We start from the raw sequence: 18,885 nt of genomic DNA, 5'->3' as shown, positions 1-18,885 counted from the left end.
AGGTGAAATCGATAAGATTTCAAGAAAAAAATAGCAATTCGCTACAAAAAAACAGTATGTTTTTTGTCCATATTGAAAGATAGGTCTTTAAAAACAAAGCTGTTTCAAAATTACTCACTTAAATATATTTTTGCAGATGCTGTCGCATTGGCAGTGGCATAAGAACCCATCGGTGCATCAGTGAAGCTACCATCTGCTCGTGCAATGATCTGACGCTGATATTTTGCTGCCTGAACATTGGACGCCGTCGTGGTTTCAGTTGAATAATTGGCAGAGCTGGCAATGACACGACCAGTATCAGAAGAAGCGGTATATGTACCACTGGTGCTGCCCAGTCCCTGTGCGTACAAGTTCTGATAACGGCTGCTGACACGGCGGACATAGTCCTGAGTTTCACGAAAAGGTGGCACACCCTTATATTTGGCCACATTGCCTTCGCCGGCATTATAACCTGCCAGTGCCAAGGTAGTATTGCCATTAAAGCGTTTCAATAACCAGGCCAGATATTTGGCCCCGGCCATAATATTCTGCTGCGGGTCATAGGCATTGCTGACATTAAAACGACGTGCTGTCGCCGGCATGAGTTGCATCAGGCCTTGTGCACCGACTGGAGAACGAGCCTGTACATTAAAACCGGACTCGGTATGCATCACGGCTTTGATCAGGCCTTCAGAGACACCATAGGTTTGCGCTGCCTGGCGAATAATCGAATCATAAGCATTTTTATTTCTACTATAGCTCGGCAAGACCGAAGCTTCACTGGAACCCCAATTGCTATAACTATGAATATTACTGTCTGGATAATAGGTCTTCTTTTCAACCTGAAGATGGTTATAGCGACTTTTCTTATTGGTTAATAAGGTGCTGCCATTGCTATCGCGCAACTGATAAATGGTTTGACCAGCATAGACCAACTGGCAACAACTCGCCAATAGCACAGCACTGATCCCATGACACCCCAAAACACGCAAATTTATTTTCATTGTTTATATTAGGTAAACACAATCGAGAAAAATTTAATGATGAGTTTAACAAAAAATTACGGAATGGAAAGACTTGTACGCTGCATTTATAAACGAGTTTGTAAGTGCAAGCCATTTTTTACATTTTAGAGTTAGAAAAAAAAATATGATTTAATTTAAAACCTTAGGGTTGACAGGTTTAACTAGTTGATTTTTATTAATAATTAAATTGGTTAAAAAGTGATCAATTTAAAGAAAAGCCTTATCTTTTGAGACGAAGAACTTGTCAAGTGCGTTTCAATCCACAAAGTTATCCACAGCTTTTGTGGACAACTGTGGAAAAGTCCAAAAACTAGGCATCTTGCTGATTAATTGAACTGAAACGTTCAATATATCAATCTAAATAAAACATGAAAATGAAACTAATATGACATTTGCATGAAAATAAATTCTTTTGATGCGATGCGGGCCTGAATCGGCTAAAATTGCGCGGTATTTTTATTTATGGGTGAATCTCGTCTATGTACTCGCCAGTTGAGTCCGAACAAGGATTTAATTTCAAACCTGAACTGCCAACAAGCTCAGCCTACTATCGTTTGTTAAAGAAGCTGCGTCGCCAGGTCGGACATGCCATTCGTGACTTCAAAATGATTGAAGAAGGCGATAAGGTCATGGTGTGTATTTCAGGTGGTAAAGACAGTTACACCCTGTTAGATATCATGTTGCAGTTCAAGCGTATCGCACCGATCAACTTTGATGTCGTGGCAGTGAATCTGGATCAGAAACAGCCAGGCTTCCCGGAAGATGTATTACCACGTTATTTAGAAGAAAATAACATTCCGTATTACATTCTGGAAAAAGACACCTACAGCATCACCAAAAAGTTGACCCCGGAAGGTAAGACTTATTGCGCCGTCTGTTCGCGTCTACGCCGTGGCTCTTTGTATGGCTTTGCCCAGGAAATTGGTGCGACCAAGGTTGCGCTGGGGCATCACCGTGATGATATTCTGGCGACCTTCTTCCTGAACCTGTTCCATGGCGGCAGCTTGAAGGCCATGCCACCAAAACTGTTGTCTTCTGACAAAAAGAACATTCTGATTCGTCCACTGGCTTATGTGGAAGAAAAAGACATCATCAAATATGCAGAAATGCGTCAATTTCCAATTATTCCATGTAATTTATGTGGCTCTCAGGCGAACCTGCAGCGCGCAATTATCAATGACATGTTACGTGATTGGGATAAGGCACATCCAAAACGTCTGCACAGTATTTTTGGTGCATTGCAAAATGTCTCGCCATCACAGCTGGTCGATCGTGAATTGTTTGACTTTGAAGTGCTGGACAGCCAGCGCGAATTTGACTTCAAAGACAGCTGTTCGACTGAAGAAGCGCTGGAAGGCGAGAAACGCCGGATTAATATGGTCAATCTGGGCTTTGCCGCAGAATAATTTCAGCACACAGATATCAGCCTTCGGGTTGATGTCTGTATGAAAAACAAATAAAAATAGAACTACAAAAATTGAACGACGCGTACAAAATTCGTTAGCCTTTGCGCTAATGATCATGATATAACAAAGCACGAGCATAATAGCTTCAACATGATGTCGTCTGGATAGTCGACACAAATGAACAAATAATTTGAGGAAAGATCATGCCTGCTTTTTTAACTGATGATTGGTTTTCAACTGTAGAAACACTTACTGCGCAAGCTGGTGATTTAAACTTGCCACCAGCTTTGGCGAACCTGGCGATTAATTTGGTTGTAGCGGACACTACAGGTAATACTGAACTATCTTTAGATGGTGGAGCAATTAAAAAAGGTTTGTCTTCAAATGCCAAAACGACTTTGAATATGGACGGCGAAACGTTACGTAAAGTTTTTCTGGAGTTTGATATGGCCGCAGCCATGCAGGCATTTATGACCGGTAAAATCAAAGTACAGGGTGATATGTCTCAATTGATGGCACTTCAAACTGCCAAACCGAGTCAGGAACAAAAAGATCTATTCAAGAAAGTACTTGAAAATACGACAGCTTAATTTTGCTGAACATCAGCTGAAATGAGCACAAAAAAAGCTTACCTTTGAGGTAAGCTTTTTTATCGCCGGATAGAATAAAATCCAGCTCATCAGACCTTAGATATTCACCAATTGTGGTGTGGTCTTGATGTGTTCCAGATAAGCACGAATACGGGTTACATATTGTACTGCCTGACGATAGCGGCCGTTATTGGCTTTATTCTGATCCAGGTAGGCATAGAGGTTGACCCAGTTATTTGGATTCTTGCCTTGTGACTGAATGCGTTTTTGTAACTGATTCACTGCACCTGGGCCCATATTATAAGCGACCAGTGCAAACCAGTTGCGATCTGGATAAGGAATATGCTCATAGCGGCTCAGCATTTGATCATAATACTTGGCACCACCCTGAATGCTTTGGGCTGGATCGGTACGATTGCTCACACCCATTGCTTTAGCAGTGCTATTGGTCAGCATCATCAAACCGCGAACACCTGTCGGAGAGACTGAGTTCGGTTTCAGATAAGATTCCTGATAACCAATGGCAGCTAATAAATGCCAATCTAGATCATATTGCTGCGCTGTCTGTTTAAAGCTTGCTTTATAGATCGGTAACCGGTTGCTCAAATCACGTTGAATGGCTGTCCAAGATTCCTCTTTCACCACATTCTGATTATAAAATGAAGCAAGCTGCTTGATGGCACCACTTTGTTTGCCTTTACAGATAAAAGCACTAGCAGTCTGGCTCAAGGGATCTGTGGCAGATTTAAATACCAGATTTAAATTGGTATTCAAGCCATTACTCACCAAAATAGACTGATCACCACAGGTGGCGGAGAATGAAGTCAGGCGCTTATTTTCAATTTCACCTAAATCGGTGGTGGTCATGGCCAGATTGGCTTTGCCCTGAGCAACCCATTGCAGTGCAGTGGCATTATTCGGGACAATTTTAAAATCCAGTTTCACATTCAGACTGTTGGCATAGTTGCGCACCAGGTCATAACCGAAGCCATGCAGATGTTGTCCATCCTGAAATACGGTGGTCGGATTTTCGACTGCAACCACGGTCAGCTTATTGCTATTGACCACATGATCAAACTGAAGTGTGGTCTTACTTGCATTGATACTGTGAAAGGGAATAAATGCAGTGCTCAGTACAAGTGCTTTCAAAGGGAGAGAAGAAATTACAGATCGTAGGCAAAGCCTCGACCCAGTGGATGAACTACTGTGCATGTTGTCTCCGCTACAAGTAATTTATGCCCTAAAAATCACAGCCAACATAGCCAGAAATTTTAACAGTTTGATAAATTCAATAAGGGTTGGGCAGTCATGACGTCATTCAAAATGACAAGAGATTTACGCATCATTATGTAGAAAAACTACATAGATTAAAAAGTAAGCATTTCCGGAAGTAGGTGGCATATTAATGATCTAAAAAACGATTGTCAAATTTTGTACACAAATTATTATTAAAAATAATTTTAAGATGCTGAAATATAATGTGATTTTTTTTGAATTTTTTCATTGTTTTGAAATGGTAAACAAAATAAGCTGTTTGTAAGTTAATACACTGAAAATTTGATCAGCACGACGTATGAAATCCAACTTAATCACCCGTGGTGGACACGATAAATTGGTGGCAGAACTTAAGAATCTCTGGCATGAAGAGCGTCCGGAAATCACCAGAAAAGTGAACTGGGCAGCGAGTCTCGGCGACCGTTCGGAAAATGCCGATTACCAATATAACAAGCAAATTTTGCGTAAGATTGACCGCCGGGTCAGATACCTAGGCAAGCGTCTTGAAGAGCTAAAAATCATCGATTTTTCTCCAGAGCAGGAAGGCAAGGTCTATTTTGGAGCTTGGGTCGAGATTGAAAATGAAGAAGGCGAGCAGAAAAATTTACGTATTGTTGGAGTCGATGAAATTTATGATCATCATCCGCAGCATATCTCGATCAGTTCGCCCATGGCACGTGCGTTGTTGGGCAAGCAGGTAGATGATGAGGCTGAAGTGCTGACACCTTCTGGAAAGAAACGCTGGTTCATCAATTCAATTCGTTATGAAAAACCAGAAAATTCAGCAAATTAATGGAATTGATTTTATTTTGTGCAATTGATGCAGTGAAAGCATGAAAATATTTGCCAAGCGTGATTTTTGTTTATATCATGTCGGCCATGGAAGCGTGGCAGAGCGGTTTAATGCACCGGTCTTGAAAACCGACGAGGGTGTGAGTCCTCCGTGAGTTCGAATCTCACCGCTTCCGCCAAATTCTAAAAACCCAGTCAATTGACTGGGTTTTTTTATGCCTTTATTTTTATATTCATTATCAAGCTAATTCTGATTCATGTCGTTGCTTTATCTTGAATTAAATACCTCTTGGCATCGTTTAAGTATTAACTTCTTTAAATAAAAATACATTTCAGCTTTTGTTTCGACTGATTTTTAACTGAATGAACAGCTTTTGCTAAAAGTTTTGCTAAATTTTATTGCCAAAAATCCGATTTATTTATATGATGGCGGCCAAGGAAGCGTGGCAGAGCGGTTTAATGCACCGGTCTTGAAAACCGACGAGGGTGTGAGTCCTCCGTGAGTTCGAATCTCACCGCTTCCGCCAAATTCTAAAAACCCCAGTCGAAAGATTGGGGTTTTTTCTTTTTAGGCAGCAATGATTCAATACTTTATTCATCAATAACCAGCTCATAGCTTAAAACTTGAAAAATGGACGCATGTGCCAAATATAGAGTCAGAGACATCAACGCGCTATCATATGCCCAAGCATCATATGGATCTCATTATGAAAATTGTCGCAGATGAAAATCTGGCATTTACCGATTATTTCTTTTCTGAATTTGCAGACATTCGTCATTGTCCAGGCCGTAGCTTAATGGCACAGGATGTTCAGGATGCAGATGCATTATTGGTACGCTCAGTGACTCAGGTCAATGAAGCACTGCTACAGAATAGTTCGATCAAGTTTGTAGGCAGTGCCACTATTGGTACAGATCATCTGGATATTGCTGCATTGGAACAGCATGGGATTCAGTGGAGCAATGCAGCCGGCTGTAATGCACAAGCTGTGGCTGAATATGTCATTACCGCATTACTGCATGTACGTCCTGAGTTAGTAGATGCCAATGCAACATTTAGCCTGGGTATAGTCGGTTTGGGTAATGTTGGAACCCGTCTGGTTTATATGGCAAAACTTTTGGGCTGGCGCGTGATTGGCTATGATCCTTTGGTTCAAAGAACGCAGGTTGATCAAGTTGAATTTAATGAATTGTTGCAGCAAGCAGATGCGATTTCGATTCATGTCCCTTTAACTCAAACGGGTCTTTATCCAACTTACCATTTATTCAATACGGCTACATTGGCGCAAATGCAGCCTGATGCAATTCTGATTAATTCTGCACGTGGGCCAGTGATTGAAGAGGCCGCCCTGATCCAGGATCTTAAAGCGACACAACGAACCGTGATTTTAGATGTTTTTGAACACGAACCGGTTATTTCAGCAGAGCTTCTGGATCTGCTGACGCTGGTGACGCCGCATATTGCCGGTTATAGCCTGGAAGGCAAGGCGCGTGGTACTCAAATGATCTATGACGCTTTCTGTCAAACTTTTGCTTTTGCAGCACATAAACAGTTCGAAACCCAGCTTCCGGTCTGCGAGCAGTTTTTCCAAAATCAGGATTTAAAAATGGTGCTAAAGCAATATTTAACGCAAATTTATGATATTGCCCGTGATGATCAAAATCTGCGTGCTTGTGTCAAGGATGGCAAAGTGGATCAGCAGGCTTTTGATCATTTAAGAAAAACCTATCCGCTGCGTCGTGAATGGGCTGCACATGGTGGGCCAAAAGCATGAATAGCACTTATCAGCCGACGTGTGACCTGAATGCCATGCGTGCACGTGCCACCTTATATGCACAAATCCGTCAATTTTTTGCTGAGCGGGATGTATTAGAAGTCGAAACACCAATTTTATCTCAAGCCGGTGTGACCGATGTGCATTTGGCTTCAGTACAGGCGCAGCGTCATGTACTGGCTAAAGCACATACGCATTATTTACAGACCTCACCTGAATTTGCCATGAAGCGTTTATTGGCCAGTGGCAGCGGGCCTATTTACCAGATTTGTAAAGTCTTCCGTGATGATGAGCATGGGCGTAAGCACAATAGCGAATTTACCATGCTGGAATGGTATCGTCCGGGCTTTAGCTTAAAAGATTTGATGTTCGAAGTAGCCGATCTGCTTAATGTGACGCTTAAAGCACGTTTTGCTGAAATCCGTCCAACCATTTTGAGCTATAAACATGCCTTTATGGATCGTCTGGATATTAATCCATTGCAAGCGACCTTGCAGGAACTGAAAGACTGCTGTCGCCGTGTCGGTCTAAATCTGGATTTGGGTGAGGATCGGCTCGGCTATATCGACCTGTTATTTTCACATATGGTGGAGCCAAGTCTCGGTTTTGATACAGCAGTATTCCTGACCGATTTTCCGCCTGAAATGGCCTCTCTGGCGAAAACCCGAATCGATGAAGATGGGGAACTGGTCGCTGCACGTTTTGAGTTGTATATCGAAGGTTTAGAATTGGCTAATGCCTATGATGAGCTGATTGATGCCGAAGTTTTGCGCTCACGCTTTGAGGCGGATAATGCAGAGCGGGCCAGACTTGGGCTGCATGTTATGCCTATTGATGAGTATTTACTGGCGGCTTTACCGAATATGCCGGAATGTTCAGGGATTGCTTTGGGAATTGACCGCTTGCTCATGATCGCGACCAATCAGATGAAACTGGAGCAAGTGATTAGTTTTCCGGCGGATATTTCCTGATCGGGATTTGATTTTCCTTAAGCTCTTTAGAGGGCTGGGTCTCTGCACTAAATGATTGAAGCAATAAAAAAGCACCCTCGGGTGCTTTGTCTTTATTCAATAGATACAGTTTGTTGGGCTTTAAGTTCACCCAGTGCCTGAATACGCCGTTCAATCAGCATTTCGCCAATATCCGGGCCTTGAATATCGGCAGGCAGGTCTTGTGCTTTAATGGCACGTACTATCTGCATGGCATCAAGTACATATTGTGCTTGTGGATAGGCACGATCTTCCAGTCCTAAACGGCCACGTGAATCACATTCACAGGCCTGTACAAAAGCTTCGACACGCTCGGGACGACGTAAAACGTCCAGACGCTGCAATAATCGCCATAAAGTACCGGGTTTGAGATTAAATGCCTGATGACATTTCAGATGCTCTTTACATACTGCCAACGCCAGTTGCTTGGTATAGGTCGGTACTTTTAAGCGATCACACAGATCATTGACCGGCTTGATGCCACGTTCTTCATGCATGATATGCCGCGGTAATTCTTCAACCGGGGTTAATGCTTTGCCCAAATCATGCACTAAAACGGCGAAACGTACATCCAGGCTATAGTTTTGACGACACGCCTGCTGCAAGGACATCATGGTGTGAATGCCGCAGTCAATTTCCGGATGATATTCAGGGCGTTGCGGAATACCATATAAGGCATCTATCTCAGGAAATAAGACTTTTAAAGCGCCACATTGACGCAATACTTCAAAATACACATCAGCATGACGTTCTGTTAAGGCACGTGAAGTTTCTTTCCAGACCCGCTCCGGTGTTAATGCATTCAATTCACCGGATTCCGTCAAGCGCTGCATGAGTGCTAAAGTTTCATCCGCAATCACAAAACCTGCACTGGTATAGCGGGCCGCAAAACGGGCAATTCGCAGCACCCGTAATGGATCTTCGACAAAAGCATCGGAAACATGACGCAGCACCCGGTTATTCAAATCTTGCTGACCGCCATAAGGATCATAAATCTGACCGGCATCATCCATCGCCATGGCATTAATGGTCAGGTCACGACGGATCAAATCCTGTTCCAGGGTCACACTGATATCGGTATGAAAGTCAAAACCATGATAACCGGTGCCGGATTTACGTTCGGTACGGGCCAGTGCATATTCTTCTTTTGTTTTGGGGTGTAGGAAAACAGGAAAATCTTTGCCTACGGGCTGATAGCCTAAGTCAAGCATTTGCGCCGGAGTTGCACCAACGACCACATAATCTTTTTCGTGATAGGGGTGTCCGAGCAAATGATCCCGAACTGCACCGCCTACTAAATAAACTTGCATGAAAAAACCTCTATTCTTACAAGCATCATGCTACAGAATAGAGGTTTTCTCAAGTTAAGAAACGAGGCGGATGCGTCGTTATCTTGTCATTGGATTAAAGTGCGTCTTGTTCCGCTTGCTGGATTTCTGCAACGGTAAGTGCAGTCATGTTCACCACGCGACGCGTAGTCGCAGTCGGAGTCAAGATATGTACCGGCTTCGCAGCACCCAACAGAATTGGGCCAATCGTCACGTTGTTGCCTGAAGTTGCTTTCAACAAGTTAAACGAAATGTTGGCAGCATCCAGATTCGGCATGATCAGTAAGTTTGCAGAACCTTTAAAACGTGAGTTCGGGAAGGCAAACTGGCGAATATTTTCATCCAGTGCAGCATCACCGTGCATTTCACCTTCAACTTCCAGCTCAGGCGCTATTTCAGACAGGATGTCATATACCTTACGCATTTTTTGCGCGCTGGCATCATGCTGGTCTGAACCGAAACTTGAGTGAGAAAGCAGGGCAATACGTGGGGTCATACCAAAACGGCGCACTTCTTCAGCAGCCAGAATGGTCATTTCCGCCAGCTGTTCAGCCGTTGGATTGGTGTTGACATAGGTGTCGGCAATGAACAGGTTGCGATCTTCAAGCATCAAGGCATTTAGGGTAAAGAAAGTGTTGTGACCTTCTTTTTTGCCAATGATGTTGCTGACGAAGTCCAGATGAATGTCGTAGCTTGAATAAGTACCACAGAGCATGCCATCTGCCATGCCATGTTTGACCAGCATCGATGCAATTAAGGTAGAGCGACGACGCGCTTCACGCTGTGCATATTCAGGCGTTACGCCTTTACGCTGCATGATCTGGTAATAATCGTCTGCAAACAACTCATAATCCGGATTCTTTTCCTGATCAACAATCGTGATATTCACGCCATCTTCAAGACGTAGACCCAATTTTTTGATATTGGCTTCAATCACGGCTGGACGACCGACCAAAATAGGGATCGCCAAACCATCATCGACTGCAATTTGAACGGCGCGAAGTACACGCAGGTCTTCACCTTCCGCATAGGCAATACGCTTAGGATTCGATTTTGCCTGTTCAAAGATCGGTTTCATCACGAATGCCGAGTTATAGACAAACTCAGACAAACGTTGACGATAATGCGAGAAATCTTTAATTGGACGTGTTGCTACACCCGAATCCATGGCTGCTTGTGCCACTGCAGGCGCGATTTCAAGAATCAGGCGTTGATCTAGTGGACCCGGAATCAGGTATTCACGGCCAAATGATGCCGATTTCTCACCATAAGTTGCAGCATCCGCTTCGACGTGTGCCATACGCGCAATTGCATGTACACAGGCAATTTTCATTTCTTCGTTAATCGTGGTTGCACCAACGTCTAATGCCCCACGGAAGATGTACGGGAAGCAAAGTGCGTTATTGACCTGGTTTGGATAGTCAGAACGGCCAGTGGCCATGATCACATCATCACGAACTTCGTGTGCATGTTCAGGCAGAATTTCTGGATCCGGATTCGCCAGTGCGAAAATGATCGGATCTTTGGCCATCACCTTAACCATTTCTTTGGTCAGGATGCCGGCAGCAGAAAGACCGAGGAACATGTCTGCACCCGCGATCACATCACCAAGCTGAGTGGCTTCAATGTCTTGTACATACGCTTTTTTAGATTCATCCAGACCTTCACGATGCGTGGTCAGCAGACCACGTGAATCGGCAACGATGATGTTTTCTTTTTTAGCGCCCAAAGCACACAGCAGATTTAAGCAAGATAGCGCTGCTGCACCCGCACCTGATGCCACAATCTTGATTTCGTCAATTTTTTTGCCATTAATTTGCAGGGCATTCAGTAACGCAGAACCGACAATAATTGAAGTACCGTGCTGATCATCATGGAATACCGGAATATTCATGCGTTCACGCAGTTTTTGCTCGATGTAGAAGCATTCTGGCGCCTTGATATCTTCAAGGTTAATCCCGCCAAAAGTCGGCTCTAAGGATGCGATAATGTCTACAATTTTATCTGGATCATTTTCAGCGATTTCGATATCGAATACATCAACACCGGCGAATTTTTTAAATAATACGCCTTTGCCTTCCATGACTGGTTTAGAAGCCAGAGGACCAATATTACCCAGGCCCAGCACCGCAGTACCGTTGGTCACTACAGCGACCAGATTACCGCGTGCGGTATACAATGCAGCAGTTGAAGGATCGCGTTCAATCTCAAGACATGGTGCAGCTACGCCAGGCGAGTAAGCAAGGGCTAAGTCACGTTGGTTGACCAATTGTTTGCTTGGTGTAACGCTGATTTTCCCCGGGGTAGGAAACTCGTGATAGTAAAGGGCCTGTTGCTTTAAAGATTGTTCGTCCATCAGTCTCTCGATCGTTGTAAAGATTACCCGGTCAGCGGGTAAAAAATTTATTTATGTCCCCGAATATACCATTTGTTCGCCAGTTCGCACAGCCAAAGACGGCCGTTTTTCCAACAATCTTATTGGGGTAGGGTATAAACTTAGACTTGATAAGTATAAGAATCGTTGGTCATATTTTGTGTCAAATACGCAGTGGCTTCCTCTTCTGGCAGCGGTTTGGAGAATAAATATCCTTGAGCGATATCACAGTCTAAATCACGCAGATATGCTAACTGCTCTTCAGTCTCGATGCCTTCCGCGACCACGGTCATCCCCATGGCTTTACCCATCGCCACCATGGCACTGACAATGGCTTCCTGTTTGTTTTCACCAATCTTGGACACAAAACTGCGGTCAATTTTTAGGGTATCAATCGGGAAATCAGCAAGATAGGATAGGGATGAATACCCCGTGCCAAAATCATCCAGAGCAATATGGATCTGTCGCTGTTTGATTTCGTTCAGCAGGTTTTTGACTGCTTCCGAATTTTCAATTAAAGACGATTCGGTAATTTCCAGTTCCAGACTGGCACCTGAAATCTGGTTATCGGCAATGGCCTGATCCAGATCATCGAGTAACTGACCGCGGCGCAATTGCTGCGCCACGACGTTGACTGATACACAAATATGATTAAAGCCCAGATTATTCCATTGGCGGATCTGTTTGGCTGTCTGCTGGATGACCAGACGGCCAATATCTGAAATCAGGCTGGTCTGTTCGGCTAAAGGGATAAACAAGCCGGGTGGAATAATGCCTTTTTCGGGATGATTCCAGCGAATCAAGGCTTCAAAGCCATAAATGCGCTGATCACTGAAATTAATTTTTGGCTGATAATAAACAATCAGCTCGTGATTCTGGATGGCTTTACGCAAATCCCGTTCCAGAAAAATCCCCGTTTCTTGTAGGCCATCACTTTGATTAGAATAAAAGTGAATGGTATTGCCGCCCAGATTTTTAGCTTCGTTCAGGGCCTGTTCGGCACAGTTGTTTAAATAATCGAGTTGACGACCATGATCTGGATAAAATGCCACGCCCATGGAAAGCGTGATCACATAATCCTGACCGTAAATATTAAATGGAGTGGTAAATGCCTGAGCGATGCGTTCACAGTGTCGCTGTACTGAAGGGCGAATATGTGAAATCTCATAGATAATCGCAAAATCATCACCATTCAGATGCGCCACAAATAAGGCTTCTGCATTGTTCATGCGCAGGCGCTGCGCGACCTGACGTAAAAGTTCATCCCCGCCATTATTGGATAGATATTCATTTAATGGACGGAAGCGATCAATATTCAGGCGAATCACGGCCATCTGCTGAATGGAATCTTTTTGCGAGACCAGATATTGATGCAGCTGATAGTTATAATAGAAACGATTCGGTAAATCGGTCAGTGGGTCATAATTTTCCAGATAAGACAGGCGCTGTTCCTGTAATTTGCGTTCGGTCAGATCCGAGACAATCCCGACATAATGGGTAATCCGGCCTTCATCATCGGTGACGGCATTGATGTGTAACCATAAGGCGGATTGTTTGCCCGACATGAATTTGGCGTATACCTCGCCATCATAGGAGCCAATCTTTTGAAGCTGTTTGATAATACTGGCATGGTTACTGCGCTGTTCAGCTTTATTTTGTGCCACAAGATCGAATAAAGACTTACCGATGATCTGCTCACGCTCAAAGCCACTCAGGTATTCATAGTGAGGATTGACATCAATATAATACAGTTCAGGATTGAGAATAAAAATCCCTTCCGCGGCCTGTTCCAGTACACTGGCAACCAGTTTTAAATGTTCTTGAGAAATACGTTCCTGCTGAATATCACGACGAATACCTACCATTCGCAAAGGTTTGTTATTTTTAGGATCACGGCTAATCACGCGGCCAATATCATGCACCCAGTTCCAGCTGCCATCACTGAGCAGAATCCGGTAAGTGGCATCATAACGCTCAATCTGACCACGTAAATGCTGTTTCATGTTGCGCTTAAAATAGTCCAGATCATCAGGGTGAATCAGATGCTCTAATTGCAGATGATGATCTTTGGAATCACGCAGAATTTTTTCATCTTTATGATTGGTTAATGTAATGAGACGGTCTTTGATATTCCAGTCCCATGGGCGAATGCCGGCAATCTCATGGGCAAGATCCAGGTTCTGTTGCTGATTTTTCAAATGATAATTAATCTGTTCAATATCATAGGTACGTTCCCGTACTTTTTGTTCCAGCAGTTGATTGTTGAGCTGTAACTGTAATTCAATATCTTTGGATTTATTGACTTCAGTTTGCAGTTGCTGGCACAGCTCATCAGTCCAGACCACTTGCTGTTCGGCATTTTTAACCAGCAGACTGTTTTCTGCATACAAGCGCGATGTCCGGCGATGAATACGATAACTACTATTGGCACACAGCAGAATGACAATCACCGCAAAATTTAAGGCCAGACCGAAGAAGGGATTGGAAAGGCTGACATGATAAATTTGCGACAATAAAAAAGGGAATAAAGAGGGTAAAAATACCAGGCAGAAATAACTGAGTTTTTGGGTCAGATAGGTCAGCCCAAATGCCTGAGTCACAATCAGGAGCAGAGCAGACAAGGTCAGTGCTTCAATATCTTCGAATGCGGGATTGGCCTGCGGCAAATAGTAATAAATTGTATAAATACCGACAGCAATACAGCTCCCGACAGCAAGACTCTGAATCTGTAACCAGCGATGTGCGCCTTTCAAATCATATTGTTCAGGCTTAAAATAAAGTGTGCTCATCAACCAGCACATACTGACCAGTAGCTCGGTCAGAATAAACCAGGTATTAAAATAGGTATTGGAAGGACGATATTGAAGGTGATAAATACAAAAAATATAAAGGCAAATCACCATTATACTGATTAAAAAATAGCGACTATGGCGAAGTGTGTTCGCAATCTGGGCATGATGCAAATGCTGCTGGATATAGTCGTCTTGCTTATCAACCATGTGATTCAATGCCTGTATTCATCCTAAACGTTTTTCCCTATGTATTGTTCTTATAAAAAAACTCCAGGAAATGTGTAAAATTAACTCATCAATAGTTATTATTCTTTCGTCGAGATTAGAGGTCTTAGGAATAAAAATCAACAAAATTAAAGACAAATTTTTACTGGCCTGATGAACTAGAGATTATAGTTCAAAATTGAAAGGGCCACGACAGGAGCTGTTTCGGTACGTAGTACGCGTTCACCAATACACCAGTTTAGAAAACCTTTTGCATTTGCTGCTGTAATTTCTGCCTCACTGAGACCGCCTTCAGGGCCAATCAGCAGGGCAATATCCAGGGTCGCATCTGCCAGTACATCTGTTTCATCTTTATTGGGCGCCAAAACCAGTTTGGTCTTGGGTAGCTCGGTTTCCAACCATTTTTCAAGTGATATTGGTGCTAAAATTTTAGGCACAATATTCAGTCCACACTGTTCACATGCTGCAATCGCGATCCCTTGCCAGTGATCCAGTTTTTTCTGGTCACGATCATACTTCAAGCGCATTTCACAACGATCCGAAGTCAGCAGCTGAATTTCGGAAACGCCCAATTCCACAGCTTTTTGAATCGCATAATCCATGCGGTCGCCTTTGCTCATCACCTGACCGAGCAAGGCCTGGAACTTGGGTGTGCGATTGGCGGGATTAAATGCATTGACCGATACTGTGGCTGATTTTTTAGCAACCTCAGTTAAGGTCACTTCATATTCGCCACCCTGTCCATTGAACAGGGTCGCGGCTTCGTCCGCTTGAGCGCGTAATACCTTTACCCAATGATGAAAAACGGTTTCCGTTAACTCAACCGTAGTATCAACATTTAAGTCTGCTTCAATAAAAAAACGTGGCATGTAAGGATTACTCTCAGATGGAACAAAACAAGACTGCATTGCATTTACACCCTCTTTGTGTTTCTCTCAAAGGGAGAAAATGGGTGAGATCAATGCAGCCTAAAAACTTATGCTAGACCTAAGTCTTTTACAAGTTGGCGTGTAGGATCAGTGGTGTTCATGGTGTAGAAGTGCAAGCTTGGTGCGCCACCTGCAAGTAGACGCTCACAGAATTTAACCACAACTTCGTGGCCAAAGGCTTTGATGCTGGCAGTATCATCACCATAGGTTGCCAGTTGCTTGCGAATCCAGCGTGGAATCTCGGCACCGGTACCGTCCGCAAAGCGGATCAGGTTGCTGGCATTGGTGATTGGCATAATGCCCGGCGCCACAGGAATATCAATTCCGGCTTTCTGGATGCGCTCTACAAAGTAGAAATAAGCATCTGGATTGAAGAAAAACTGGGTTAATGCTGCATTGGCACCAGCTTGTACTTTTTCAACAAAGTGCTGGATGTCTTGATCAAAGCTTTCTGCCTGAGGATGCATTTCCGGATAAGCTGCGACTTCAATCTTGAAATGATCGCCTGAATATTCACGGATAAAGCGAACCAGATCAGCGGCATAGGGTAATTCACCCAAACCAACCTGACCTGATGGCAAGTCACCGCGGAGGGCAACAATACGGTCAATGCCTTGTGATTTGTACAGATCAAGCAGTTCTGCAATACGCGCTTTATCATCGCCGATACATGACAGGTGAGGGGCAACCGGTGCACCTTTGCCATTAAAATCGTTGATGGTAGACAGGGTGCGTTCACGAGTTGAACCGCCTGCACCATAGGTCACAGAGAAGAATTCTGGATTGAGCAATTGTAGTTCTTGATGAACCACTTTGAGTTTTTCCGCACCTACATCAGTTTTGGTCGGGAAGAATTCAAATGAAATTGGAATTTGCTTAGACATGTTGAAATCCTTTTTTTTATAAATACTGTTTTAATTTTCACCCTCTCCCTGTCCTCTCTTGCGCTTCACTTTAAAGCAGTGCTTAAAGTTCGCTCAGGAGAGGAGTATCCATTACTGAATAACGCAGGCTTTTGACTCAAATTCTTTACATACCAAACTTAAGCTTGTCATGTAAATGGCTTGAGAGATTCACCCTCTCTTGCGCTGAACTTCAAAGCTGTGCTTGAAGCACGCTCAGGAGAGGGATGGGGTGAGGGCAATTAGTATTTATAAGTCTCAGATTTAAACGGACCTTCAACAGCAACGCCTAAGTAATCCGCTTGCTCTTGAGTTAATTGAGTCAGAACACCACCAAAACCTGCAACCATTGCAGCAGCGACTTCTTCGTCTAATTTCTTAGGAAGAAGCTCTACACGAATTTGCGCAGCTTTTTCAGATTCTGGAAGATCAGCAAATTTCTCAGCGAATAAATGCATTTGACCCAATACCTGGTTGGCAAATGAACCATCCATAATACGTGATGGGTGACCAGTCGCATTACCAAGGTTTACCAAACGACCTTCAGAAAGAAGGATCAGGTAATCATTTTCATTTTCTGAACGATACACTTGGTGTACTTGAGGTTTCACTTCAACCCACTTGTAGCCACGTAGGTAAGCTGTATCAATTTCAGTATCGAAATGACCAATGTTACATACAACAGCGCCCGCTTTTAATGAATCAAGCATTGCTGAGTCACACACGTGGTAGTTACCCGTTGTAGTCACGATCAGGTCAGTGTTTTGAAGAAGATCAAGATTCACGTCTTCTTTCTTGCCAGTTTGTACGCCATTTTTGTATGGAGAAACAACTTCGTAACCGTCCATGCATGCTTGCATTGCGCAGATTGGATCAACTTCAGTGACGCGTACAATCATGCCTTCTTGACGAAGTGATTGAGCAGAACCTTTACCTACGTCACCGTAACCAATTACAAGCGCACGACGGCCAGATAAAAGCATATCTGTACCGCGTTTGATGGCATCATTGAGTGAGTGGCGGCAACCGTATTTGTTGTCGTTTTTAGATTTCGTTACTGAATCGTTTACGTTGATTGCAGGAACTTTTAAAGTGCCATCACGAAGCATTTCATACAGACGTTGAACACCTGTCGTTGTTTCTTCAGTGACACCGTGGATTTTAGCAATCACTTCTGGGTATTTTTCATGAACAAGTAGCGTTAAATCACCGCCATCGTCAAGAATCATGTTGGCATCCCAAGGCGTGCCATTGACATTGATCTGTTGTTCAAGACACCACATGTATTCTTCTTCAGTTTCGCCTTTCCAGGCAAACACAGGAATACCCGCAGCCGCGATTGCAGCAGCAGCGTGATCTTGAGTAGAGAAGATGTTACATGAAGTCCAGCGAACTTCAGCGCCCAATTCAACCAGTGTTTCAATAAGAACAGCGGTTTGAATAGTCATGTGGATACAGCCGAGAATTTTCGCGCCAGCAAGTGGTTTAGCAGCAGCATAGCGTTTACGCAGACCCATTAGGGCTGGCATTTCAGCTTCTGCAAGTTTAATTTCTTTACGGCCGTAATCAGCAAGTGAAATATCAGCAACTTTGTAATCTGTAAATGAAGCAGTAACCGCGTTCATCAGGATCTCCTAGGAAAAAATAGATTGGATCGTTCTGTTCGCGGATGCCGTTGTTGATCAGAACGAATGTCTGACCGATGGTCGAGCCTAGCGATTTTACATTTAGTGCCTGTAAAACGTCGCAGCATCCCTCGACTAGCGCAGTATTGTACTTGGAAATTGATTTTGTTCCAATCTTAAATTGATTATTATCTGACTAATAAGAAAATTTTGAGAATAAACTATGAATGATGGTTTTGAGTATGCAATCAAAGACTGGGCTGAAATTAAGGATGATTATGAGAATGGCAATTTAATTATTGGTAATGGGGCGAGTGTTGCTTTGCATCAAAAATTTCGTTTTGATTCTTTAAAAGAAGAGGCTGAAAAATTAAGACTTTTTAATGAGGATATATCTAAACTTTTTATTGAGTTTGATACATCTGATTTTGAATTAATTTTACGATTGGTTTGGCATGCGAAGTTAGTAAATAAGCATTTGGGAATAATTGATCAAAAAATTGATTCAGCTTACGAAAATATAAAAGAAGCTCTTATTAAAGTGGTGAAGGAAGTTCATTGTGAACATTCTGATATCGCGGATCAATTACCTCAGCTATATCAATTTACAAAACAATTTAGAACAGTAGTCTCCCTTAATTACGATTTAATCCTGTATTGGATTTTAATGTATGGAAATAGAAATGAAGATGGACATAGATTTAAAGATTGTTTTCAAGGTAGCGGGCTATTTAGAAATAATTGGCAAGATTTGAACCGTACCGGGTTTGTCGGAGACTTTTTTATTTAAGTTAGGCCACCTGACCTAACGGATTAATCTTATCATAGTACATTGCTTCAAACTCAAAAGGCGATACATAACCCAGTGCACCGTGTACA

The 18,885-nt window shown here is 43.2% G+C and carries 14 protein-coding genes and 2 tRNA genes; 8 read left to right on the top strand and 8 right to left on the bottom strand.

Annotation, left to right across the window (positions count from 1 at the left end; all coding sequences use genetic code 11):
* Window positions 1-110: 110 nt before the first annotated feature.
* On the bottom strand, window positions 111-983 hold the full coding sequence (locus FTU95_RS08390; protein ID WP_005097692.1) for a lytic transglycosylase domain-containing protein: 873 nt from the start codon (window positions 981-983) through the stop codon (window positions 111-113).
* 500 nt (window positions 984-1,483) lie between these two features.
* On the opposite strand from FTU95_RS08390, the gene ttcA reads away from it, so the two are divergent.
* A complete protein-coding gene (gene ttcA, locus FTU95_RS08385; RefSeq protein WP_005097691.1) occupies window positions 1,484-2,410 on the top strand; it encodes a tRNA 2-thiocytidine(32) synthetase TtcA in 927 nt (308 codons plus the stop codon).
* Between the two features lie 203 nt (window positions 2,411-2,613).
* The gene (locus FTU95_RS08380) at window positions 2,614-3,000 is read left to right on the top strand and encodes an SCP2 sterol-binding domain-containing protein (RefSeq protein WP_004280536.1); all 387 of its coding nucleotides are present in this window, start codon (window positions 2,614-2,616) and stop codon (window positions 2,998-3,000) included.
* A 96-nt stretch (window positions 3,001-3,096) separates the two neighbouring features.
* On the opposite strand, the gene FTU95_RS08375 is transcribed toward FTU95_RS08380, so the two are convergent.
* Entirely contained in the window at window positions 3,097-4,212 is a 1,116-nt protein-coding gene (locus FTU95_RS08375; RefSeq protein ID WP_005097690.1) for a transglycosylase SLT domain-containing protein, read from the bottom strand.
* Window positions 4,213-4,573: 361 nt separating this feature from the next.
* On the opposite strand from FTU95_RS08375, the gene greB reads away from it, so the two are divergent.
* The 5 genes from greB (at window position 4,574) to epmA (ending at window position 7,813) form a co-directional block, all read left to right on the top strand.
* Window positions 4,574-5,068, top strand: a complete 495-nt coding sequence (greB, locus tag FTU95_RS08370; RefSeq protein WP_005097688.1) for a transcription elongation factor GreB — start codon at window positions 4,574-4,576, stop codon at window positions 5,066-5,068.
* 88 nt (window positions 5,069-5,156) lie between these two features.
* A tRNA-Ser gene (locus FTU95_RS08365) sits at window positions 5,157-5,246 on the top strand.
* A 258-nt stretch (window positions 5,247-5,504) separates the two neighbouring features.
* A tRNA-Ser gene (locus FTU95_RS08360) sits at window positions 5,505-5,594 on the top strand.
* A 180-nt stretch (window positions 5,595-5,774) separates the two neighbouring features.
* Window positions 5,775-6,842 (top strand): 4-phosphoerythronate dehydrogenase, encoded by a 1,068-nt coding sequence (locus FTU95_RS08355; RefSeq protein WP_180078167.1) that lies wholly within the window; start codon window positions 5,775-5,777, stop codon window positions 6,840-6,842.
* Window positions 6,839-7,813, top strand: coding sequence for an EF-P lysine aminoacylase EpmA (gene epmA / locus FTU95_RS08350; RefSeq protein ID WP_005169915.1), 975 nt, complete (start codon window positions 6,839-6,841; stop codon window positions 7,811-7,813). The genes FTU95_RS08355 and epmA overlap by 4 nt, the downstream gene beginning before the upstream one ends.
* 92 nt (window positions 7,814-7,905) lie before the next feature.
* Here epmA and FTU95_RS08345 read toward each other — a convergent pair whose 3' ends face one another.
* The 6 genes from FTU95_RS08345 to ahcY all read right to left on the bottom strand — a co-directional run bounded on the left by FTU95_RS08345 (window position 7,906) and on the right by ahcY (window position 18,006).
* Entirely contained in the window at window positions 7,906-9,141 is a 1,236-nt protein-coding gene (locus FTU95_RS08345) for a multifunctional CCA addition/repair protein (protein ID WP_074383390.1), read from the bottom strand.
* A gap of 94 nt (window positions 9,142-9,235) precedes the next feature.
* A complete protein-coding gene (locus tag FTU95_RS08340) occupies window positions 9,236-11,515 on the bottom strand; it encodes an NADP-dependent malic enzyme (RefSeq protein WP_005097682.1) in 2,280 nt (759 codons plus the stop codon).
* Window positions 11,516-11,655: 140 nt separating this feature from the next.
* On the bottom strand, window positions 11,656-14,532 hold the full coding sequence (locus tag FTU95_RS08335) for a bifunctional diguanylate cyclase/phosphodiesterase (RefSeq protein WP_180078165.1): 2,877 nt from the start codon (window positions 14,530-14,532) through the stop codon (window positions 11,656-11,658).
* Between the two features lie 176 nt (window positions 14,533-14,708).
* Window positions 14,709-15,419: a 16S rRNA (uracil(1498)-N(3))-methyltransferase gene (locus tag FTU95_RS08330; RefSeq protein WP_100329084.1), complete on the bottom strand. Its 711-nt coding sequence runs from the start codon at window positions 15,417-15,419 to the stop codon at window positions 14,709-14,711.
* 107 nt (window positions 15,420-15,526) lie between these two features.
* Window positions 15,527-16,363 carry a methylenetetrahydrofolate reductase [NAD(P)H] gene (metF, locus tag FTU95_RS08325; protein WP_005097677.1) on the bottom strand — a complete coding sequence of 279 codons (837 nt, stop codon included), beginning with the start codon at window positions 16,361-16,363 and terminating at the stop codon, window positions 15,527-15,529.
* 260 nt (window positions 16,364-16,623) lie between these two features.
* The gene (gene ahcY / locus FTU95_RS08320; RefSeq protein ID WP_159138232.1) at window positions 16,624-18,006 is read right to left on the bottom strand and encodes an adenosylhomocysteinase; all 1,383 of its coding nucleotides are present in this window, start codon (window positions 18,004-18,006) and stop codon (window positions 16,624-16,626) included.
* A gap of 223 nt (window positions 18,007-18,229) precedes the next feature.
* Between ahcY and FTU95_RS08315 the strand changes: the two genes are divergently transcribed.
* A complete protein-coding gene (locus FTU95_RS08315) occupies window positions 18,230-18,796 on the top strand; it encodes a DUF4917 family protein (protein ID WP_180078163.1) in 567 nt (188 codons plus the stop codon).
* Window positions 18,797-18,885 lie beyond the last annotated feature (89 nt).

This window comes from Acinetobacter sp. YH12208, from assembly GCF_013418055.1.
Taxonomy (GTDB): Bacteria; Pseudomonadota; Gammaproteobacteria; order Pseudomonadales; family Moraxellaceae; genus Acinetobacter; species Acinetobacter pseudolwoffii.
The sequence above is the reverse complement of the archived record's forward strand: the minus strand, read 5'-3'. Positions and strand labels throughout refer to the sequence as shown.